Here is a 23,268-nt window from a genome sequence, read left to right as displayed (position 1 = left end):
ACCCCACACTGAAATTTTTTCAGAACGAACGAGTTAAAAACCTGAAATATTGACCCTTGAAGCGACATTTTGACAAGCAAAACCGGCAGGAAAATCGTATCGGGATACAAAAAATGGCTTGGCCTGCACTTTGATAATCTACAGGTGAAAAGCAATAACAAACAGTGTTTAACTAAAGAATAGGAGGACAAGTTATGTTACCATTAATCCGAAACAACAGAAACGTTCCGAATTTATTTGATGAATTTTTCGGAAAAAATTTGTGGAATGATTTTTTTGAAAAATCCGGATGGAACTCAAGTCCCAGTGTGAATGTTTACGAAAACAAAGAAAACTACGAGATTGAAGTTGCCGCTCCGGGCCTGGATAAAAAAGATTTCCATATCGACCTGAAAGACAATGTCCTGACGGTTTCGTCGGAAAGGAAAGAAGAAAAACAGGAAAAAGAAGGCAGCAAAGTAGTGTTCTGCGAGTTTAATTACTCGTCATTCAGCCGTTCGTTCCAATTGCCCGACGGTGTGGATATTAATAAAATTAACGCTTCGCACAAAAATGGCGTGCTGAAAGTAGTTCTTCCCAAACGGGAGGAATTTAAAGGTCATGCACCACGAATGATCGAAATTTCGTAAGCGCGGCATCATGTGCACAAACGATTTTCATAATTGGTTTTAGTTTAGTTGAGTTTTGGGCCCTGCCGGTTGGCGGGGCTTTTTTATTGAACAACCTGATAATCGATCTCATTAACAATGACCTTCATATCTGTCAGATCCTGTTTGCTGCGTATGCCAATTAACCCATAAACGGGTTTCCCGGGCATCAACTTTTGAGAGGCCAGTTGAAAGTCCATCAGTTCCCGATGAAGGTCGAAATTGGCCTTTTTACGATTAGCCTCGGCTTTACGGGCAAGCTCGTCCGTGAGGTAGTACGATTCCGGTTCATTGGACGCCTGGTGATAATATTCCTCCTCATCATCATTCGAATGAAAGAGACCGTATTCGATCAGGTGGGCCGGAAGAAACAAGATCATGAACGGAGAAACGCGCTGCCTGACCTTTTTGGCCAACCAACGATTGTGAATAATTTCAGCCTGCCCGCCATTTGTCAAAAAAGAAATCTGCGATCCGTGCACCGGATAATTGGCCGTATTCACCAACCGGATCGCAATTACATGAATATTCTTCCGTTTGGCCCATTTGGCCGCCCGTTTATTGTTGGTTTCATCCAAAACATCATCAACAAATCCAAAATTCACCTGATGATCAAACTGCGATTGCGGATAGGCCCACTCCCGGAGGCCGGATAGACTTTTGTGCTGCACGGCACAAGATGACAGCAAACAAATCAAAACCAAGAACATTAAAATCCTATTCATCTACACCCAATCTTTTATCTATCAAGAGATTAAACACCTCCCCTTTTGTTCGTATGATTTATCCGGAATGAAGTTTTTCTCGTCTTCCGGAGAGGGGTCACATATCCTGAAATGTCCTTTTCTTTTCCATGTAAAATTTCCAGATCACGCTTTTGCACAGAATTTCATCGTGCCACTTTTGCGAGGAAAGATGCCGCAATTCTTTCCGCTTTTTCCGCAGCGCCGGCAACGAACGGTAGAAAGCCACATGCGCCCTAAAAACGCTGCCAAACCCATTTACATTCCCTTCACTGAGCAGCTTAAAAGCAGCGGCCCCGTCGAGCAACATGCGCCCTGCCAACACTTTGTAGAACTTTCTGCGTGGCAGGTTTTTATACATTAACCACAAGCTGTTGCGGAAGTTCAGGAAAAGCTTATGCGGATTATCGTATGGCAAGCTACCACCGCCCAGGTGAAAAACCCGGCTGTTTGGCGTAAACTGAATTTTGTACCCCATATTTTTCAGCCGCCAGCACAGATCAATTTCTTCCATGTGGGCCCAAAAGTCGGCATCAAATCCACCGGCCTCGCGGAACAGGTTCGCCCGGATGGCCATGCAAGCGCCAGTAGCCCAGAAGATAGACGTAACCTGATCATACTGACCTGTATCTTTCTCATTGATATTGAGGATACGGCCACGGCAAAACGGGAAGCCCAGCTTATCGATAAAACCACCGGCCGCACCGGCATATTCAAACTCATCCTTGTTGTGCCAACTGAGGATTTTGGGCTGAACAGCTCCCACTTCCGGATTATCTTCCATCAGTTGGATCAGTGGATCGATCCATCCCGGAGTCACTTCCACATCCGAATTGAGCAATATGTAATATTCGGCGTCTATTTGTTTGAGCGCCTCGTTGTAGCCACGTGCAAACCCATAATTGTGGTCAAGCTGAAGCAATTGAACTTGCGGAAATTTTTCCTGAAGAAGTGAAACAGACTGGTCGGTAGAACCATTGTCGGCAACAATGATTCCGACACCTTCTTGCTGACTGTTTTCAATGACGGATGGCAAAAACCGGGGAAGGAGTTTCTCCCCGTTCCAGTTGAGTATAACAATGGCAGTTTTCAATGGCTTCATCCGCGCAAAGATAGTCAGGAAATCATAATCCTTGATAGAATATTGATGAGGTTTTCCTTATTCAAAGCATTTAATTTTTCACTGATTTTCTGCGCACGGTCTGAAATATTTTCTGACATAATTTCTTTAAGCTCTTTGATCTGCTTGCCGGTAAGTTCATCTTCCAGAATATCCCAAATAGCCGATGTGTGCTCTGTCTTCCCGGGGATCCCCAATGTTTCAAGTTCGAGAACCGCAGCATCGAGTATTTCACGGGCTTGCATCTTTACGGGGTCGTCGGTTTTTTCATTACCCGTCGCATCGCGCAAATGCCAGCTCGAATAGTCGTATTTCAGGTCCGAGATCATCTTTACAACCGGGTGGTCCGGCCCAAAAATTCGGGTCAGGAAAAGCAGGGTCTGTTTTTTCCAGGCCTCCAGGTCGAAACTATTATCAGCAAGTTTTTCAACCTGTTTGTTGAGTAGCGCAATTTCTTTTTCAGCCATGTCGTACTTTTTCATGCAAGTTAAGGCATTGGCCGTGGTTGAACAACGGGTATGCTGAAAAACTATCCAAGGTGCTCGTTTACCTTCTCAAAAAATGACTGGAAATAATTGGCATTGGCCGCCACCAGCTCTTTTCCGAACAGGAAATTGTCGCCTCCCTTAAAATCAGACAATTTACCGCCCGCCTCCTGGACCAAAACAATGCCGGCCGCCACATCCCAGGGATGCAGGGCATGTTCGAAGAAACCGTCGAAACGTCCGCAAGCCACGTAGGCCAAGTCAACCGCTGCCGATCCCATGCGGCGCATGCCTCGCGTTTCGATCATGAAAAACTCAAGCAGGCGAAGGTAGTCGTTCAGCATCTCGAAATTGTAGTACGGGAAGCCGGTGGCCAGCAACACATCCTCGTGCTTTGATGACCTGGACACCGAAATTCGTTGTCCGTTCAGCCAGGCGCCGCCTCCCTTCCAGGCCAGAAAAAGCTCGTCTTGGCCAACCTCGTAAACGGCCCCAGCAACCGGGACATTATCTTCCAGCAAACCAATGGATACCGAATGCGGGAAAATGCCATGAATGAAATTGGTGGTACCATCCAGCGGATCGATCACCCATTTGTACTTTTCTCCCTGCTCGCCAGCTGTACCTTCTTCGGTAATATAACCGGCCTCCGGCAAAATTCTCCGAAGCTCGGCCACCAGCATCTGCTCGGCTGTTTTGTCCACGTAGGTAACCAGGCTCGCTTTACCTTTCAGCTCAATGTCTTCACTGGTAATTTTCGACCGTTCCTCGCGAATAAACTGTCCCGCTTTTTTCGCAATTACCCCAATCTGTCTGCAAATATCTTGCAAATCCATCTTTCTTTTTTGTTCGAAATTCGGTTAAAGCAAGGTGACTTCAAAATTTCCTTCGTTATTTATTTCTGAAAGTTTAACCGGGCACACCTGGTTGACCAGTTCGGGACGATAATCCGCTTCTACCCGGATGTAATTGTCAGTGAACCCCTTGAGACGTCCATTATCGTGTTCGTCTTCAAACAGCACCCGACGAACCTGCCCGGCATGTTGTTCGTAAAAAGCCCGCAATTTCTTCTCCGAAAGCATGATCAGCTGATGGGTCCGTCGCTTGCGTTCGTCCACCGGAACAACCGGTTTTATTTCCAAAGCCTTGGTGCCCGGCCTTTCGGAGTACGGGAAAGCATGTAATTGTGAGACATCCAGGCCTTTCACAAAGTTGTAACTGTCCAGAAAGAACGCTTCAGTTTCGCCATTGGTTCCGGCAATGATGTCAACACCAATGAAAGCATTGGGCAATACCGATTTAATTTTGTGCACCCGCTCGGCAAACAATTCGCGATTATATTTGCGTTGCATCAATTGCAATACATCGTTCGAACCCGACTGAAGGGGCAGGTGAAAATGAGGCATAATCCGCTTGGACGTGGCTACAAAATCGATGATTTCATCATTCAGCAAATTGGGTTCTACCGACGAAATACGGATGCGTTCCAGGCCGTCCACTTCATCCAGGCCGCGTAGCAGATCGATGAACTTCTCGTTAGTACTTTTCCCGAAATCACCAATATTCACGCCGGTCAGGATGATCTCTTTAATGCCTTGCGCAACGGTTTCGCGGGCCTCGGCCACGGTATTGCTGATTTTGTCGTTCCGGCTGCGGCCCCGCGCAAACGGGATGGTGCAGTACGTACAGAAATAGTCGCACCCGTCCTGAACTTTCAGGAAACTGCGGGTACGGTCGCCCCACGACACGGCATGAAAAAAATCCTTGTTCTTCTGTTGCGACTGAAGCAACACAAAAGTTTCGTTGCGCTTTTGTAGCCCGTTCATAAAATCAGTCATGCGAAACTTGGCATTGGTCCCCAAAATATAATCAACGCCTTTAATTTCCTTGATCGCATCAGCCTGCAATTGCGCATAACATCCGGTAACCACGACCACGGCATTGGGGTTTCGGCGGATGGCCTGCCGGATGATGTTGCGGCTTTTCTTGTCGCTTTCGGCAGTTACCGAACACGAGTTGACCACATACACATCGGCTTGTTCCTTAAAATCAACCCGCTCGAAGCCCATCACCTCGAAATGGCGGGCAATAGTTGAAGTTTCCGAAAAATTGAGTTTGCAACCCAATGTAAAGAAAGCTGCTTTTTTGCCTTTATAATCCATCTGTTCGTTCCCTTTGTTTTTGGCGCTGCAAAAATACAAAAAATTGACCGCTAAAAAGAAAGGACCTCAACTACATTAAGTTGAAGTCCCTGAAAAGTATCTGAAAATGAGTTCCGGCTACAACAGGTCGCTGGCCAGTTCAGCCAGATAGCTTCGCTCGCCTTTCACAAGGTTGACGTGCGAGAACAGTTCCTGCTTGCGCATTTTGTCGGTCATATAGGCCAACCCGTTCGATTTCATATCGAGGTAGGGCGAGTCGATTTGTTGCAGGTCGCCGGTAAAAACCATCTTGGTTCCCTCGCCAGCCCGCGTGATGATGGTTTTTATCTCGTGTGGTGTCAGGTTTTGGGCCTCATCCACAATAAAATACGAGTTCGACAGGCTTCGTCCCCGAATATAAGCCAACGGGGTAATTATCAGCCGCTCTTCCTTCAGCAGTTCATCAATTTTCTGATATTCCTGGCTTCGCGGGTTGAAGGCATGTTTGATCACACTCAGGTTATCAAAGAGCGGTTGCATATACGGGCTGATCTTTTCGGTGGCATCGCCGGGCAGGTAACCCAGGTCACGGTTGCTGAGGGCCACAATAGGGCGGGCCAACAAAATTTGCTCGTATAGTTTGTGCTGTTCCAGGGCAGCTGCCAACGCCAGCAGGGTTTTCCCTGTACCGGCTTTTCCGGTGAGCGACACCAGTTTGAGATCGGGATTCAGCAAAGCATTCAGGCTGAATGTTTGCTCGGCATTCCGAGGCTTAATGCCGTATGCCACCTTTTTTTCTACCCGCACCATACGTTGGGTGGCGCTATCGTAACGACCCAAAACGCTGGACTTGTTCCCTTTCAGAATGAAAAATTCATTTGGAATGGGCTGCTCTTTCAAGCCGGATTCGGCATAGGGAAATGCCCCTTCGTTGTACAGGGTATCGATCAGCTGATCGTTGAAGTTTTCCATCTCCATGATTGACTTCTCGAAAACCTGGGGATCCTTTATCTTATCATTCTCATAATCCTCGGCCAGAATGCCCAACGATTTTGCCTTCATCCGCAAGTTGATATCTTTCGAAACCAAAATAGTAGGACGCTTTGGATTCTCTTTGGTAATGTGTTCGGCTATAGCCAAAATCCGGTGATCCGGAATATCTTCCTTGAAGGATTGCTTCATCGTCTCGGAAAAAGGCTTCCCGGTGGCGATGATCAACTTACCCAGCTCGGTTCCCAATTGAATACCCCCATTAAACAATTTTTCACCAACAATATCGTCCAGGATGCGCACAAACTCGCGGGCCTGAAAGTTAATCGGGTCGTTCCCTTTTTTGAATTTATCGAGTTCCTCCAAAACTGTTAAAGGAATCACGATATCATTATCTTTGAACTGGTAAATGCAGTTGTGGTCGTGTAGTATAACATTGGTATCCAACACGAACGTTTTAGTGAGTTTTCGGCCTGCCATAGTAGTACGTTTTAGACTTTCTTAAATGTAGAAAAAAATAAGAGACCAATCCTGCATGTACTGTTAAAAGATGTTACTGTTTTATTGACAACCCGGCGCGGTTGTCATAACTATTTGAACAATAATGAAAAGCTATCAGGAAATTTTGAATTATTTATACAGCCAGTTGCCTATGTTTCAACGGACAGGAGCTGCTGCCTATAAGAATACGCTGGAGAACACGCTTGCGCTGGACGAAATGTACCGGTACCCGCACCGCGAATTTAAGTCCATCCACATTGCCGGCACCAACGGGAAAGGATCGGCCTCGCACATGATCGCTTCCGTTTTGCAGGAAGCCGGCTACCGGGTTGGGCTTTACACCTCGCCTCACCTGATCGATTTCCGGGAGCGCATCCGGGTAAACGGGGAAATGATTCCCGAGGAGGAAGTAGTAACCTTTGTGGAACACTTTCAACAAATAAACAAAATTGCCCGCCTCGAACCCTCCTTTTTTGAACTGACCGTGGCCATGGCCTTTGAATACTTCAGGAAATGCCGGGTGGATGTAGCAGTGATCGAAGTGGGGCTTGGCGGCCGGCTGGACTCGACCAACATCATCACCCCCGAAGTGTCGCTGATCACCAACATCAGCCTGGACCACACCAACCTGCTCGGCGAAACCCTTCCGGCCATTGCCAACGAAAAGGCTGGCATTATTAAACCCGGGGTGCCGGTGGTGGTTTCGGAAACCGATGAAAACTACCAGGCTGTTTTTGAGAACAAGGCCAACGAAACGAAAAGTCCAATCTATTTTGCCGACCAGGAATATTCGGCTGCCTATTCGATGTTTTTACCGGAAGGGTTGCAACTTTTCAATTTCAATAAAGGCAAAAAACCGGCTTTCCCCGAACTGAAAACGGATTTGCTCGGCAGCTACCAACGTAAAAACATCTCTGGAGTACTGAAAACACTGGAAATTCTTCGGGAAAAAGGCTGGCAAATCAGCCGGGATGATATTTACCGGGGATTGGCCGGTGTAAAGAAAAACACAGGGCTTCGCGGCCGTTGGGAAATTGTGAGCAACAATCCGTTGATCATTTGTGATACCGGGCACAACGAGGCCGGACTGAAACTGGTGATCGAACAGTTGCGCAATATGGCCTGGAAAAAACTGCACATGGTAATCGGCATGGTGAACGACAAAAATATCGACGGCGTTTTGGCCCTGCTACCACCCGAGGCCAGCTATTATTTCACCCAGGCGAACATTCCCCGGGCACTCGATGCAAAAATTTTAAAAGAAAAGGCCGAGGCGGCCGGTTTATCCGGAAAAGTAATCCCGCCGGTGAAAGAAGCTGTAAGTGAAGCCCGTAGAAATGCCGACGTGCACGATCTGATCTTTATCGGCGGCAGCACCTTTGTGGTGGCCGATTATTTTTCCTGAAAATTTTTTACGATTCTTTTGCACCGTAAAAAAAAGCGCCTATATTTGCAACGCCTTTCTGAAAAACAGGCAACGTTCTAAAGAAATCGGGCGGTTAGCTCAGCTGGTTCAGAGCATCTGGTTTACACCCAGAGGGTCGGGGGTTCGAATCCCTCACCGCCCACACAAATGGATTTCAAATGAAATCAAAAGGCAGTAAATCGTTGATTTACTGCCTTTTTTATTTTTTCTCATACCAAAAAAATCCAATTCCGGATCACTGCATATGAAAGCTATATCCAAATCGTTTCTCCCACTTCAATTTGGTATCTTAATTATTTTTTTCACCTAGATAATGTTTATTTCTCCGCTCCCCTTTCCGTTTGAGTACAGCGTTAACAAAGGAATGTAGTTAGTCGTTTCCAACCGCATTGAAACAATCGCCAGCCATTGGCAACAACACGCCATCCCGCTGACGAAACGGCATACTGAGACTGAGTCTTCCTCACACTTCCAATCCTCTAAATATCAAGCACAAGTGATGCATGAGATTAAATTTGTTTCGATCATATTGAACCTCGATTTCTAATCTCAGTTATTGAACAGGTTTCCTATTTTAACACGAAATTTATTGCTACTTTAGTTTTTACAATCTCGTATTCAGGATAAAAAAAATGACAAAAGAAATCAACAAAATACTTACCGTTTTTTTATTAATATTTTCCTTTCAGAACGGCTTTTCAAAAGATAAATACTTGATTGGTTTTTCGCAATGCGCACAGCATGCAGATTGGCGGCAAAACATGGAAGCAGAAATGGAACGTGAATTAATGTTTCATGATGACCTATCCCTGGTTATTAAACAGGCATACGATGATGCCAACCTTCAGGTGCAACAAATTAATGAACTGATGGAAATGGGAATAGATCTGTTAATCGTATCTCCATATCAGATCAGTCCTGTACAACCGGTTATTGAAGAAGTTTATAGGAAGGGTATCCCTGTGGTTTTCGTCGATAGGAAAATTGATTCTGATTTTTACAGTGCTTATGTCGGCGGAAATAATTATGAAATTGGTGAAGTGGCTGCAAATTACATTGCCAACAGACTGGCAAATACGGGTAAGATTGTTGAGATAATGGGCGGTTTAAATTCGTCACCAGCAATAGAAAGAACATTAGGATTTAATCAAACCCTTGAGAATTATCCTGAGATACAAAACATTGATAAAATAAATACAAATGAATCTCTTGAGGTTATTTCTGATAAACTACCAGAGATAATTAAGAAAGACAGTAATATTAAAGCCATCTTCGCTTTTAATGATGATTTTGCGAAGATTGCGAGTACGGTTATTTCAAAATCATCTTTGGGAAAAGAGGTCTTGATTGTAGGGGTTGATGGGTTACCGAACGAAGGAGGTGGAATAGAAATGGTTGAAGAAGGTATACTTTCTGCGACTTTAATTTATCCAACAGGAGGGAAAGAAGCCATTGAAATAGCATCAAAAATTCTGCATGGCGAACCTTATGAAAAAGAAAATCTATTAGCTACCACCCTTGTTGATCCTACCAATGTTGATATAATCAGGAAACAGTTTGATAAAATTAATTCCCTGCAATCTGACATTTCCAAATCTCAGAACATGCTGCTCACCCTTGGAGAAAGGTATAAAGTCCAACAGTTCATGCTGTATTTTATTACCGGTACTTTCCTGCTTGTAATCCTGTTAATGTTCCTGCTTTTTCGTTCATTTAACAAATTGAAAGATGCCAATCACAACCTGGAGAGACAAAAAGAAGAATTAAAAACCCTGTCGGACAAACTGGAGAAAGTGACACAGGAAAAACTTAGGTTTTTTACAAATATATCGCATGAGTTCAGAACCCCGCTAACGCTGATTGTTGGACCTCTCGAGGATCTTCTTAAGTCATCAGGATTGCCGGACGATATTCGAAAGCGAGTTGGTTTGATGCATAAGAACGCACTTCGTTTGCTTCAAATGATCAACCAACTCATGGACTTCCGAAAAATAGAAAATGCTAAAATGAGGCTTCAGGCTGGTAATTATAATTTGGTTGATTTTCTTAACGAGGTTCGTGAATCATTTTTGCCACTTGCTGATAATAAACAGATCAATTTGATTTTTGATACCGATTTGCAAGAACTTATGGCATGGTTTGACTGGGACAAGTTGGATAAGGTTGTATTCAATCTTCTTTCCAACGCATTTAAATTCACTCCTGAAAAAGGTACGATTCAAATAAAACTCCGAAAAGAAAATCCGATCGTAAAATCACTGTGGGACGAAGAACTGGTTATCGAAATTACCGATAACGGGAAAGGAATTTCTCCCAAACATATCAATCATATTTTCGACCGTTTTTACCAGGTTGAAAAATCTGATAATTTTAAAGGAACAGGCCTTGGACTGGCTTTGTCGAAAGAATTCGTTGAACTGCATCATGGAAGAATAAATGTTGAAAGTGCAGAAGGCAAAAAAACAACTTTTACAGTAAAACTTCCACTGGGAGATGCGCATTTAAACCGGGATGAAAAAGTGTCAGATGACGTTCAAAAACCAATAATGCATGAACAACTGGTTTATAATAAAATTTACCTAAATCCAGAAATTGCCGATAGGGAAACAGGAAAAGAAACAGTTTCATCAGAACGACCAAGAATTCTGTTGGTTGAAGATGATCGTGAAGTCCGTTCGTACATCAGAGAATGCTTAGAGGAAAGCTATGAAATTCTGGAAGCCCCAAATGGGAAGGTTGCCTTAAAAATGATTGAAGAGGAAGAGCCGGATTTAATTGTGAGCGATATAATGATGCCTGAGATGGATGGTCTCGAACTAACCCACCAGCTTAAAAATGATCTGAAAACCTGCCACATTCCAATCATTTTATTATCGGCAAAATCCTCGCTGGAACAAAGATTAGAGGGACTTGAGGAAGGAGCAGATTCTTACATTCCGAAACCATTTAGCAAAGATCATTTACAAATTAGGATTAGAAAATTGCTTGAGCTTCGTGTAAAAATTCACGAACGATATAAAAGCCAACACTTTATCGACGAGGTACCCAATGATATCTCAAGACTGGACAAAAAATTTCTTAACAGAGTATCAAAGATTGTAGAAGACAATCTTCAAAAAGATGAATTTACGGTAGAAGAACTCAGTGATTTGGTAGGTTTATCGAGGGTGCAAATTTATCGAAAGATCAAGAAACTTACCGGAATGTCAGTGAGTGAATATGTCCGTATGGTGAAACTCAAAGCATCCCTTGAATTGATTAGAACGAGTGGTAAAAGTATGTCAGAAATCGCTTACGAAGTTGGATTCTCTTCCCCTTCTTACTTTGCACAGTGCTTTAAAAAACAGTTTGGTATTTCGCCATCCGATTACGCAAAAAAATAGCCCGATGTAAGAATCGGGCTGCAGGATCTGGCTAAACTAACAAAACTATGGTTCCCAAATGGATTTTAAACTCCAAACTTCGCACTTTTGAAGTTTCATGCTTCCATTCTTTGCAAACAGTTCAACTTTATTATAGGGCTCTGTGGGAAAAACGATATCAGTAAACACGAGTAATCCACCGTCAACAAATACTTCCACCGAAGCTTCATCAATAAATAAATGGATCTCCATTGTCTCACCGGCTCTGTATTCTGCGGAATGTTTTCCTGCAAAATTATCAGAAAATGAATCAAGGCCACCATTTGAGCGATCGGTATAAAACATACTTTCAGTAGACAAATATCCAATTTTAAAGTCCTCACCTCGGTTGTTTTTTAACACTATACCAAACTCTTCAGGGCCATCATTTTGTGAATCGTTTTTTAGCTGAAAACTGAATTTCATCTCCGAACGCATGGGCTCAATATTCGCAGTTTCAAGTTGAATTTGTCCGGAAACGACCTGTGACGGTAGCTCGATTCCTTCATCCCTGATTATTTCGAGTTCGGTTACGGGAACTGAAGTCAAAACATACTCATTATTCACCTTTTCCAGTATCAACTCACGAGGGATGGTTGTGGCGCTACGCCATTTTTCGGTAGGCACCGCGGTAGCATAGCTCCAATTGCTCATCCAGCCAATAAACAGACGACGTCCATCCGCTTCCGGAATATCACTCCAGGTCACCCCGGCATAGTTATCCCTACCGTAGTCCAGCCATTTTGTTTCGGATTGTTCTGTCGTAAATTCGCTGCCGTCAAAGTCACCAAGAAAATACTGGGTTGCTGATCCTCCATTAGGTCCTCCAGGATTAATGCTTACCAGCAATACCCACACGTTTTCATCCGACCCTTTGACTTTCATTTCAAACAGATCCGGGCACTCCCACACGCCACCATGTGCACCAAGACTACTTCCAAATTCACTTTCCTTTGTCCAATCAATCAAATTTGGTGAAGAATAAAATTCAACACGATCCTGTACCGCCAATGTCATGATCCACTTTTCTGAGTCTGCAAACCAAGTAACCTTGGGATCCCTGAAATCTCTGATTCCTGGATTTTTAAGCACAGGATTATTCGCATATTTGATCCAGGTTCTTCCTTTATCCTGACTATAGGCAACACCTTGAGACTGGAAATCATTTCGCCCTGCTTCTTCGTCCTCTCTGTTATGGATCGTGTAAATGGCCACGAGAGGAGGCTTATTGGCTGAGCCCAACCCTGAGGTATTCTTCCAATCAACAACTGCACTTCCGGAAAAAATCATCCCCAAAGAGTCAGGATACAAAGCAACAGGCTGATGTTGCCAATGAACCAGGTCCCTACTTATGGCATGCCCCCAGTGCATCGGTCCCCATACATTGTCATCAGGATAATGTTGATAAAATAAGTGATACTCTCCGTCATAATAAACCATTCCGTTGGGATCATTCATCCACATTTTTTCCGGAGAGAAGTGGAACTGAGGGCGGTATTTTTCAGCATAAAATTTTTGCTGCTGGTCATTTATTCCCTTTTGCTCTTTAGTGGTGCAGCTAATTACCACTAAGGCGAAAATTAGGATTAGTGTTATTCTCATTGATTATTGTTTAAATTGTTTATATCCGGTTGTTCTACTTTCGCTTACATTAAGTTCAGCTTGAGGTTAATTGGGTTCACCATTTAAAAGTCAGTTTGATTACTACTACTTTTAAGCCCCCAAAGCATTAATTCTTTCAAGAGAATATTCCCACCTTCAGAAAAGAGCTCCACTTCATTACTGTTCTCAAATTCCGGGAAAATACGTGTTGTAAAAGCATCTTTACCGTTAATGAAGCCTTCCACCACCGAGCCATCGATAAACAGGTGCAATTCAACCGGTTCATTTTTGTTGAGCTTGTAGTCTCCCGATTCCATTTTTTTGTATATCTGTTCGTTTTTGCTTGAGTGTGTCAAATCAACCAGCAGTTTGTCATTTTTGAGATCGAAACAGATCGGCGTTACTTCCCCGTTCTCCGCGTTCTTGCCTATATTAAACCCAAAACGTTCGCAATTTTGAGGAACGATTTTGGCTATAATTTCCAACTGATGCTTTCCGGTTGAAACAACCAGGTTTTTCCCGGGGGTTATTTCCTGTTCGGGGAAGGAAGTTTGATCTTTCCTCAATTTTTGGATCGCCGGATGCGGTTGTTGGTAAATCTTTCCATTCACCAAATCCCAGGTACGCGGGATGCTGTATAGATGTGTCCAGCCCTGCTTCATTTGCATTTCCGCCGGGATAAGATCGGGGATGATTGCGATGGCCGTGGTTTGACCGTCTTCGTCCAGGGCAACTGATGGCGAAAGCATGCGATTGATTACTTCAAGCTTTTGCGGTTTTTTATGATCGGGAACAAAATGATAGTTGACAAAATCACCAACCCAATAAATGGCTACTGCCGGTTTTCCGTCATAGGGGATTGGATTCACAGAAAGAATATACTTTCCGTTCATTTTCCAGAAAACAGGCATTTCCCAAAATATGCCCGAACCGTCATTGGCGGGATCACCTGTAAACAAGGGATGTAAATACTCCCAATTCTTCAGGTCGGAAGATTGGTAAAGCAATACAGTCCCTTTTTTCACATCTTCTTCTATGCCAAAACCAACGATCATATACCAGGTATCGTTTTCCTTCCACACATAAGGATCACGAAAATCTTTTCGTGTATATTGTTGCGGAGGTCCGTCAACCACCGGGTTCCCATTGTACTTCTCCCATTCAATCAAGCTGCTGTCCTTCGGAAACGCCAGGCACATTCCATTCGGTCCGCCATTGCCACCGGTGTACATGATTGCGGGGGTTCCCGAATCATCAATCACCGCGTGTCCCGACCAGATCCCCAGCTGGTCGTAGCCCGGCTCCGGGGTGAGGACAGGGCGATGTTCCGTCCACTGCATCAAATCAGGACTGCTGAAATGTCCCCAGTTGATTTGGCCCAGATAGACATTGTTCCCATTTTTTTGGTTGAAAATGTGGTATTTCCCTTTATAATAGATTAGTCCGTGTGTTTCATTGGTCCAGTTTGCTGCCGGGAGAATATGGTATTTTGGGCGGTTGAAATCACCTTCAAACCGTATCTCCGGTATCGCCAGGCTAGGGCTGTTTTCAACCAGTAATTCAATTTCTTTCTTGTTCAGATCACTTTCCGAAAGCGCCCTATTCCAAACCTTTACCTCATCAATAATCCCATTGATATAAGTAACCGGGAAAATATGGATCTTCTTTTCGCGTGTATCCCGTCCGATCAAAATGCTCGTAAATGAATCTGGCGTTTTAAATGACTCGCCACCCGCGAATACGAGTCTTTCTCCATTCAGGAAAAGGACTACCTTATTATCTGAGACACTTAAAATAACATTTAGCCACTTAAATCTCTCCATTTTGGTGTTGGAAGGATACCAGGATATTTTTCCATCGTTACAAACCGAAATCATAGGTTCGCCAAACTGATTGATGCAAGCTGAAATCCAGTTTGCCGAATCCTGTTCTATAGCGAAAAATCCGGCAGTGTCGGTTGGATAAGTTTCAAGAGCAAACCAGCCTTCAAGAGAAACAGGAGCTGAGACCTCATTGAGGAATTTAGCATTTATGAAAGTAGAATACCCATCGGTGCGAAGGCCTGTTCCACTTATACCTGCAACAAATTCAGCGCTTGTTTTAAATGACCGAATAACGGAATATTGACCGGAAACTGTCTCCATGGTTTCAGTCTGCAAATTCTCTTCAAAAGACCAGCTAGCGTCGTACTTTTCCTGGGAGGTACATGCGCAAAAAAGAAAAAAAGATAGCCCAATGAATATGGATTTTATTTTCACTCTCATTTTATCAGATTTTAGCGGGGAACGTTGATTCGAAAGTCAGTAAGTAGCCCATTTCAGGAAAGATTTTCCATGAAAGAAAAACGCCACAAAAATGAAAAGAGACTGGCTAATTTGATTTTTAGTCAGCCTCTCTTCTACTTTCTCAAACTTGAAATTTATTTTGCTAATAAATAATCAATACTGTTTTTATATATCTTTTGCACGTTACTTAACCAGGGATTATCGCGATCATCATTCATACTCCATTCCATACCACCAATTCCAATTGTGATAATATAGCCTTCGAACCTGCCAGATGGATTCCAGACAATAATACCTGCAAAACCCTGACCGCCTACTGCCCAATCCCATGCGGCAATTGGTTCGGCATCGTAGCGTGAATTGAACGTGTTATAAGGCGAAGTGGTGATCGATCCCAAATTCCATAACGCATTATGGTCTTCTTTATATCCCGCATCGATTACGTAGGCCATATTCGGGGCGTAGAAGTCCAAACCGGCCGAGATAATATTAGAAACTGGCGAACCTGTAAACCCAACCCCCCAGGTATCAGGGTTACTACCTCCTGCTCCGGTTCCGATAATATTTCTTAGCCCGGAGTTATCCCGGCCCAATTCTTCAACGAGCCCGGTTCCCAATAAGCCAGCTACGATTTTACCACCTTGGACATAAAATTTAGAAAGCACATTTAAATTATCCAACAAGGCGGCCGGTTGAGCCGATGAACCGACGTTATCATATACATATAGAATAACATTAACACCATCTAATGCTTCATCTGATAAATCAGCATAGGAAATGTACACAAAATCACTTCCATAAGTTGCTTCTGTCCATTGGGCAGCAGCCTTCGCATCATCATCAGTTATTTCTGCAATTGTTGCACCATCCCCCAGAAAAGCGACTTTTGAAGGCAATAAAGTCGCATAGATTGTATAAGTTCTTTCTGAGACAGCATTACTCACAACCACCTGAAAAGGGGTCGTTAAATCAAGGCTCGATCCGCTTGCAGGCGTTACCGTCGCTCCTTCCGGGGCAGAAGCCTCAAATGCCACAGAACTTAAATCGGTACCCCCTGGCAGACTGATATTTATTGAACCGGACAAATGATCAATTTCAGCGCTTTTGCTATTGATGGTAACACTTTCCACTATATCAAGAACCTTGGGCCCGTCCATATAGTTTTCGCGTTCATTGCAGGATTGTAGTCCTAAGATAAGGACTACAACCGCTACTATATTTACATAAACTAATCTCTTCATTATATTGAATTTTAGTCATTTAAATAGTCGATAATATTCAAGGTAAGCAATTCTATATTACCTTGATAATCGTTGACTCTTCCTTCATTTGAGTCAAATTCATAACCAATAATGGTATTTTCAAGCGTAATTATTCGTCCGGCAAAATCTGTGGGGATATTCATGTCGAAGTTTGCATCCAACGATCCGGTTGTCGGTAAAAACTCTACAGCTCCATATCCAAAAGCATCGCCGATATGACGCAATGTTCCAAGTTTAACCGCGTTTACTGCTTGTTCGAACAGGAGAGCTGCATCTTGTCCACAACATCCGGGTGACAGAATACCATCCATGTGTTGCCACCAGATCAATCTTGCCTCCCGGGTACCGGCGTTGTTTAAATAAAGTTCCCCATCGCCTGCAAATGTCAAACCATTAAATATCGGGTGTCCCCTTCGGTCACCGGAATTGTTGGCATCTCTAACGCCTAATCCCCAAATATCATCTGCCGGTTTATCGTAATCGACACAACCGCCAACACCAGCACAGCCAAATTCAGTATACATATAGTTTCCTAATCCCCTTGGAGCACTATAATCTGCAGGCATACGACCTAAAACATGAATGAATGAAGTAGGATCTCCTGCCAAGAGTAAGTTTCCACCTCCTCTAGCCCAATTTGTTATTGCAGTAGCCTGAGATGCCCCAGGTTGTAATTCGGCTGGCAATAGTGTCATAACATTATCATTTGTTGCAAAATATTGCGTACCGGAAGTAAGTGGGGTCAAATAATATAACATAGCAACATTCGTATTCGCCAAAGCTTCTTCAGTAACATTTGCAATTTTGATATATGCAAAGTCATCAGGATATTGAGCTTTTAAATATTGCGCTGCTGCTTTCGCATCATCATCTTCAAGGGTATTTATACAATCAGCTTCTCCTAAAAAGACTACTTTTTGAGTAGATTCCTTCGCCGATATAGTTACCTGGTATTCTGTCGTTAAACCTTCCAAATTGGTAACAGTATAAGTTACTGCTCCCTGGCTGAAATCCTGAGCTACACCCGAAACCGGAGATACTGTTAACTCATCATTTAGTGTAATTACCGGAGAAATAGAAGTTAAATCTGATCCTGCAGGAAGAATAACAGTAATTGTTGATGCATCATTATCGATAACACCAGTCACGGCGCAAACATCCTCCGAGGTTGCAAAAACATCAATTACTGGAGCTGCCAGTTGTGATACAGTTACCAGATAGGATTTACCGGTAAATCCGTCATTCGATAGAACTGTAAATTTGACTGGATTGGTAAAATCTTGAGCTATACCTGATTGCGGAGACGATGTGGTACCTCCTGGTATGGTATATGAAGGTGTTAATGCTTTCATATTTTCCTGGCTGCCAACTGTAATGTCAATTGTACCATTTACCTGGTCAATAACGCCAACATAATCACCTATCGAAAAGGTCATGATCATTGGATCTCCGTAAGCTGCTATCGTAACAGTATATTCTCTGGTTATCCCATTATTCGCAACCTTAAATACGACAGGGCCAGCGGAAAAATCAGCTGTACTTCCTGAAGCAGGATCTACGGTAGCCCCTTCAGGAAGTGTGATATTAACGACTACAGAACTAATATCAGTTCCCGCTGGTAAAGTTAAATTCACCGCTCCATTCGTTTGATCAATCGTTGCCTTTTGACCATTAGCTTCGAAGGATCTCATAATGGAATAAGTATAATCCGGTACCAGGTCATTAAATTTCACGTCATTTTCACAGCTGGTGAATAATGTCACAATGATCCCTAAAAAAAGAACAGGAATCCATCTGCTAATATTTTTAATTGTGCTTTTCATTTTATCGTTTCTTTTTAATGTTCGTAAATAGTTAATTATGTATAATCAGCGGTTAATAGCCTGATCTTTGTTTGTAAACACCACCTGATGCATCAATTTCAATTTGTGGTATCGGTAAATATTCATCTCTTCCGGAGGTGAATGATGCTCCTGCGTAATAACTCCTTTTGGCACTTTCTTTAAACATGTAGTCATTTAACCAACTCGCAGCAATGCCCCACCGAACCAAATCATAAAAGTGATGCCCTTCATTATGCAGCTCTAAACGACGTTCCATTCGTAATGCCTTTCTGGCATAGTCCTGAGTTACATCTGCAGGATACAGGGCAATGGAGTAATTAGCTGCGTCTTGAGAAGGGATGTTAAAATCATAAACTCTGGGCGAATTTTTTGCTCTGGAGCGAATTTGATTAATGATAGTCATTCCGGTAGCAACATCACCTAATTCTATTGCAGCTTCAGCTTTCCATAAAAGGACATCGCTAAACTTAATTATTGGGAAATCCAGTGCCCCTTTAGCCCAGGGAAAACCACCTGACGCCCTTAAATCGGAATAAGGATCAATTTGATATTTCTTTACGACATAGTATCCGTACGTTGGTAAATCTCTGTTCCAGTTAACCTGCATGGGCATGTTTTGCCAATGCTTCCAGGTTATAGTTGGTCTACCGATAGAGTGATCCAATCTTGGGTCAACAGGTGTTGTCGTATCATCGTATGCCAAATCAGAGCTATTATATGAATCCAATAGTGGCAATCCATCCGAACCAACTTTAAATGCGTTTACAACATTTTGTGACGGTTTATGAAAATCGTCTCCATTTAAATAGGGGTGATTTGTATCATCAGACGGGGAATCAGGAGAATTTATCAGATCTCCAAAATTTAAATTTCCGTACTCCGATCCATCATTTACAGAATACTGGATGGCAAATACATTTTCAGAATTACCATATCCAGGTGTTGAATAGAGTTTTTCGAGGTCATCAACCAAATCATATGGCCCGGCTATTACCTTGTCTGCATTGGTAATAACCTCACTCCATTGTTTCTGAAATAATTTAGCCTTGGCCAGGAAGGCATAAGCAACCAGTTTGTTTACCCGTCCTAAATCCGCTTGGGTTTCGGGCAACACAGGAATCGCTGCATTTAGGTCATTCTCAATTTTTCCCCATAAAAAGGCTGTATCAAAAGAGTTTTCCACACTGGCAACGCTTTCAACCGGTGTGTTTTCATCGATATAGGCGAAGGATCCAAAATTTTTCATCAATTCGAAATAGAAATGGGCCCTCAGCACTTTCAATTCGGCTATTCTTAATTCTTTTTGGGAAAAATCAGAAGTGTTATTCAGGACAATTATTGCATTATTTATCCTGAAGATTCCAAAATAGAGTGCACGCCACAAATTGTAAGCATTCTCGGACGAAGGAAAAACCTGGTGTATTTCCAATGCATGCATACCGCCGCCTGGATTATCACCAACACCTCCGCCGCCTTTATAGGCGTCTCCACTTCGAATATCCGAGAAACACCAATTAGAAGGTGCGTGGTCAAAAGGCCAGTTATCCCTAAACTCCCCTGTGTTAAACCGATAATCTAATCCACTGTAAGCACTCACAACAAGTTGTTCCGGGTCCAGATTATCTTCAGAAACTACATTTTCCGGAGCTACATCCAAAAAGTCTGATTGGCATGCAGCAAGCAGTGATACTGCAATTGCTATTATTAGTAATTTTTTCATCTCGTTAAAATTGTAGGTTAAGTCCGAAACTATAAGTTTTAGTATGGGGATACACGCCCATGCCTGCAATACCAATACCGGTTCTGCTAAGCCCTGGTACTTCGTAGTCAAATCCCGTAAAAGAGGTTATGGTCATCAGATTTTCCGCCTGTATGTAGACTTTCCCCGATTCCAATCCTATCTTCTTAAAAAAGCTGTCCGCCTTGGCGGTGAAGTTGTACCCAATATTTACACTCTTAAGCCTGAAGTATGAACCGTCTTCGACGAAATAAGTAGAAGCTCGTTTCTGATCGTTAACATCTGAGGTACTTAATGCCGGTATAAGAGAGTTAGCGTTATTTACAGCCCAGGCATCTAAGGTGTTTCTCCCGTGGTTAAAGCCAAAATAGGGAAAGTCGAGCATTTCGCGTTGGGCATTATACATATCGTTACCCTGTCTTCCATCGAAGAACACATTAAAATCCCAATTTTTATATCCGGCGTATAAACTTATTCCATACATAAAATCGGGATGCGGATTTCCGATAATGGTCCTGTCATCTTGATTAATCACACCATCCCCATTCAGATCCCTGTATCTGATGTTACCTAATGCCTTTCCCGGTTGGGCTGCATGTACGGCCACTTCTTCCGGGGTTCTGAAAATACCGTCAGCAACATATCCAAAGTAAGACCCGATTGGGTGACCAACACCTGTGTAAGACACCCCATTTAGGATGAAGTTGTCTGAGTTGTTAAGCTTTGTTACTTCGTTCTCATAAGCTGAAAAAGTAAGGTCTGCCCCATAGGTAAATTTATTTCGAGGAGAAGATTTATAGCCTACAACCACATCTATCCCTTTATTGGTCATGTCGCCCGCGTTGAAAAATAAAGTTTTTCCCGCCTCACCTAATACCGATGGCTGAATGATCTGTAATAACAAATCTGATGTTTTCTTTTCGTATAAGTCGATAACTAAGTTTATCTTGCTGTCGAATAAACTAGCATCCAACCCCAGATTGGTTTGATACGACTGTTCCCATTTCAGATCCGGATTACCAACTTGGTTTGGCGATACTCCTAAATCAATTTCGCCACTTCCATTGCCGTTCAAATCATAGTTACTATTTTCAATTGCCTGCTGGTAAATCGAATATTGCGCGTATTCAAGAATATCCGCGTTTCCGTTGGCTCCCCATGAAGCTCTGAGCTTTAAGTTATTTACTTTGGCATTATTCTTCAGGAAATTTTCATTACTTAGGGTCCAGCCAATTGATGCTGTCGGGAATACCGCATATCTGTTATTGCGGCCAAAACGTGAAGATCCGTCCCGTCGAATACTGGCAGATAGGTAATATTTGTCTTTATAGTCGTAAGATGTTTTTGCAAACATCGATTCTCTACGACTGTCTGCGCCTATGCCATAGGCATCCAGATTACTGTTATCGGCCAGAATATCATAAGCTTCGACGTTTTCAAAGTCGACCTCAGTACCATAGGGAACCTGAATACGATAATAGCTGTTATCCTGATTTTTCCAATATACTTCATGGCCAACAAACGCGTTTAATGAATGTACACCAAATTCGCGACTATAGGTTAGCAGATTTGTGAAGATGTAGGTGTCCGTATTGTTCCTGTTTCGAGCATACCGTGCAACTTCCTCGCCATTCGAAAGGTAGACCAGGTTTCCTAAAATACTTCCGTTTTGATTAAAAGCTTCTGTTTGCTCATCAAACTTAAAACGATTATTGTCAAAATTGAACTTGGTGCTGAACTTCAACTCTCCAATAATTTCGAGATCAGCGTATACATTGCCAAATGTCCTCCATGTTTTTTGAGTGTTATTCCTGTTTATATATAAAATCGCCAGAGGATTCCATTTATCCTGAAGCCCTGCTCCAACGGGGCCTCCCCAGGTTCCGTCTTCCGCTTTTAGCGGAATTAACGGATTTTGCAACAAGGCGTCTTCCATCGAATTTCCTTTTACTTCCTGGAAATTTGCCACTGTAAGATTCTCACCGATTGTCAGTTTATCGTTAAACAATTTAACGCTGCTGTTTAACCTGAAGTTTTTGCGTTCGTAATACGTATACTCGACTAATCCATCGTCCTTCGTATATCCTAAACCCATAAATACTTTCCACCGTTTGTTACCATAAGAGTATCCCAGGTCGGTAGTTGTAGAAACGGAGTTTTTCAAAATAACATCAATCCAATTTGTATTAGATAATCTCAGGTTATTGTCTGCATCTAAAAACTCAGGTAAAGGTGTTCCGGGCGTATAAGTAAAGCTGCCTGCTGTTACAGGGACGTTCCCTTGGGCTATATATCTTACATCTAACCATTCCTGGGCATCTAACACGCTGAAATTGTCACGTACCGTGTTCAATGTCACCCGACTGTCCAACGTAATTTTATGTGCTCCGGTTTTAGCTTGTTTAGTTGTAACAATAATAACACCTCTTGCTGCTTCGGTTCCGTAAATACCTGCTGAGGCAGCATCTTTTAGTACCTGAATACTTTCAATATCATTGGGGTTTAAACCTGCCGGTGATGTTGTTTGAACACCATCGATAACCCAAAGCGGACCTGTTCCTCCAAATACAGATGTTAAACCACGTATCGAGATTTGGGTATCATTACCTCCCGGTACTCCTGACGATGTCAGCGTTAAGCCAGGCACCTTCGACTGTAGCTTTGATACGACGTTTGGAGTTGATACCTGGCCTAAATCTTCGGTTTTGACAATGGAAATTGCCCCGGTGATATCTGCTTTTTTCTCAACTGCGTACCCCGTGACAACCACTTCTTCCAGTTGTTCGGTGTCTTCTTCTAGAATAAAGTCATAAACACTTTCTGCACCAACCACTTGTGATGCATCATTGAAGCCAATAAAAGAAACAATCAACATATCCCCCTGATTGGCCTGGATTTGATATTTACCATCAAAATCCGTAATTGTCCCGTTCGTCGTCCCTTTTACTACAATAGTCGCACCGGGTAATGGTTCTCCATCACCTGACTTTATTGTTCCGGAAATGGTGCGTTGTTGTGCAAAAGATAAAAGCGAACTAAAGACCATTAAAATAAAACAAAAGCTTTTCATTGCATTTTTCATA

15 protein-coding genes and 1 tRNA gene are annotated in these 23,268 nt (G+C 42.9%); 4 read left to right on the top strand and 12 right to left on the bottom strand.

Translation table 11 applies throughout. The annotated features are described in order from the left end of the window. Nucleotides 1-308 precede the first annotated feature (308 nt). Nucleotides 309-629, top strand: coding sequence for an Hsp20/alpha crystallin family protein (locus N2K84_RS17135; protein ID WP_282593057.1), 321 nt, complete (start codon nt 309-311; stop codon nt 627-629). Nucleotides 630-712: 83 nt separating this feature from the next. Here N2K84_RS17135 and N2K84_RS17130 read toward each other — a convergent pair whose 3' ends face one another. From N2K84_RS17130 to N2K84_RS17105, 6 genes are all read right to left on the bottom strand, one after another. Beyond that, nucleotides 713-1,372, bottom strand: a complete 660-nt coding sequence (locus N2K84_RS17130) for a hypothetical protein (protein WP_282593056.1) — start codon at nt 1,370-1,372, stop codon at nt 713-715. A gap of 97 nt (nt 1,373-1,469) precedes the next feature. Beyond that, complete coding sequence (locus N2K84_RS17125) at nt 1,470-2,492, bottom strand: glycosyltransferase family 2 protein (RefSeq protein ID WP_282593055.1); 1,023 nt, start codon at nt 2,490-2,492, stop codon at nt 1,470-1,472. A 14-nt stretch (nt 2,493-2,506) separates the two neighbouring features. Next, a complete protein-coding gene (locus N2K84_RS17120) occupies nt 2,507-2,992 on the bottom strand; it encodes a hypothetical protein (protein ID WP_282593054.1) in 486 nt (161 codons plus the stop codon). 47 nt (nt 2,993-3,039) lie between these two features. Beyond that, nucleotides 3,040-3,831: an inositol monophosphatase family protein gene (locus N2K84_RS17115; protein WP_282593053.1), complete on the bottom strand. Its 792-nt coding sequence runs from the start codon at nt 3,829-3,831 to the stop codon at nt 3,040-3,042. A 24-nt stretch (nt 3,832-3,855) separates the two neighbouring features. Further along, nucleotides 3,856-5,157 (bottom strand): tRNA (N(6)-L-threonylcarbamoyladenosine(37)-C(2))-methylthiotransferase MtaB, encoded by a 1,302-nt coding sequence (mtaB, locus tag N2K84_RS17110; protein ID WP_282593052.1) that lies wholly within the window; start codon nt 5,155-5,157, stop codon nt 3,856-3,858. Between the two features lie 117 nt (nt 5,158-5,274). Further along, on the bottom strand, nt 5,275-6,606 hold the full coding sequence (locus N2K84_RS17105; RefSeq protein WP_282593051.1) for a PhoH family protein: 1,332 nt from the start codon (nt 6,604-6,606) through the stop codon (nt 5,275-5,277). A 124-nt stretch (nt 6,607-6,730) separates the two neighbouring features. Between N2K84_RS17105 and N2K84_RS17100 the strand changes: the two genes are divergently transcribed. From N2K84_RS17100 to N2K84_RS17090, 3 genes are all read left to right on the top strand, one after another. Beyond that, a complete protein-coding gene (locus N2K84_RS17100) occupies nt 6,731-8,032 on the top strand; it encodes a bifunctional folylpolyglutamate synthase/dihydrofolate synthase (RefSeq protein ID WP_282593050.1) in 1,302 nt (433 codons plus the stop codon). A gap of 88 nt (nt 8,033-8,120) precedes the next feature. Further along, nucleotides 8,121-8,195, top strand: a tRNA-Val gene (locus N2K84_RS17095). 490 nt (nt 8,196-8,685) lie between these two features. Continuing rightward, nucleotides 8,686-11,436, top strand: coding sequence for a substrate-binding domain-containing protein (locus N2K84_RS17090; RefSeq protein WP_282593049.1), 2,751 nt, complete (start codon nt 8,686-8,688; stop codon nt 11,434-11,436). Nucleotides 11,437-11,481: 45 nt separating this feature from the next. Here N2K84_RS17090 and N2K84_RS17085 read toward each other — a convergent pair whose 3' ends face one another. The 6 genes from N2K84_RS17085 to N2K84_RS17060 all read right to left on the bottom strand — a co-directional run bounded on the left by N2K84_RS17085 (nt 11,482) and on the right by N2K84_RS17060 (nt 23,267). Continuing rightward, entirely contained in the window at nt 11,482-13,056 is a 1,575-nt protein-coding gene (locus tag N2K84_RS17085) for a glycoside hydrolase family 32 protein (protein WP_282593048.1), read from the bottom strand. Nucleotides 13,057-13,139: 83 nt separating this feature from the next. Then, on the bottom strand, nt 13,140-15,200 hold the full coding sequence (locus N2K84_RS17080; RefSeq protein ID WP_282593047.1) for a glycoside hydrolase family 32 protein: 2,061 nt from the start codon (nt 15,198-15,200) through the stop codon (nt 13,140-13,142). Between the two features lie 275 nt (nt 15,201-15,475). After that, on the bottom strand, nt 15,476-16,582 hold the full coding sequence (locus tag N2K84_RS17075; RefSeq protein WP_282593046.1) for a DUF4960 domain-containing protein: 1,107 nt from the start codon (nt 16,580-16,582) through the stop codon (nt 15,476-15,478). Nucleotides 16,583-16,593: 11 nt separating this feature from the next. Next, on the bottom strand, nt 16,594-18,426 hold the full coding sequence (locus N2K84_RS17070) for a DUF4960 domain-containing protein (RefSeq protein ID WP_282593045.1): 1,833 nt from the start codon (nt 18,424-18,426) through the stop codon (nt 16,594-16,596). Nucleotides 18,427-18,478: 52 nt separating this feature from the next. Then, on the bottom strand, nt 18,479-20,167 hold the full coding sequence (locus N2K84_RS17065) for a RagB/SusD family nutrient uptake outer membrane protein (protein WP_282593044.1): 1,689 nt from the start codon (nt 20,165-20,167) through the stop codon (nt 18,479-18,481). A 4-nt stretch (nt 20,168-20,171) separates the two neighbouring features. Continuing rightward, the gene (locus N2K84_RS17060; RefSeq protein ID WP_282593043.1) at nt 20,172-23,267 is read right to left on the bottom strand and encodes a SusC/RagA family TonB-linked outer membrane protein; all 3,096 of its coding nucleotides are present in this window, start codon (nt 23,265-23,267) and stop codon (nt 20,172-20,174) included. Between the last annotated feature and the right edge of the window lies 1 nt (nt 23,268).

This window comes from Gaoshiqia sediminis, assembly GCF_025907915.1.
Lineage (GTDB): Bacteria > Bacteroidota > Bacteroidia > Bacteroidales > Prolixibacteraceae > Gaoshiqia > Gaoshiqia sediminis.
Note: the sequence above shows the minus strand (reverse complement) of the source record. Positions and strands in the feature narration are given on the sequence as shown.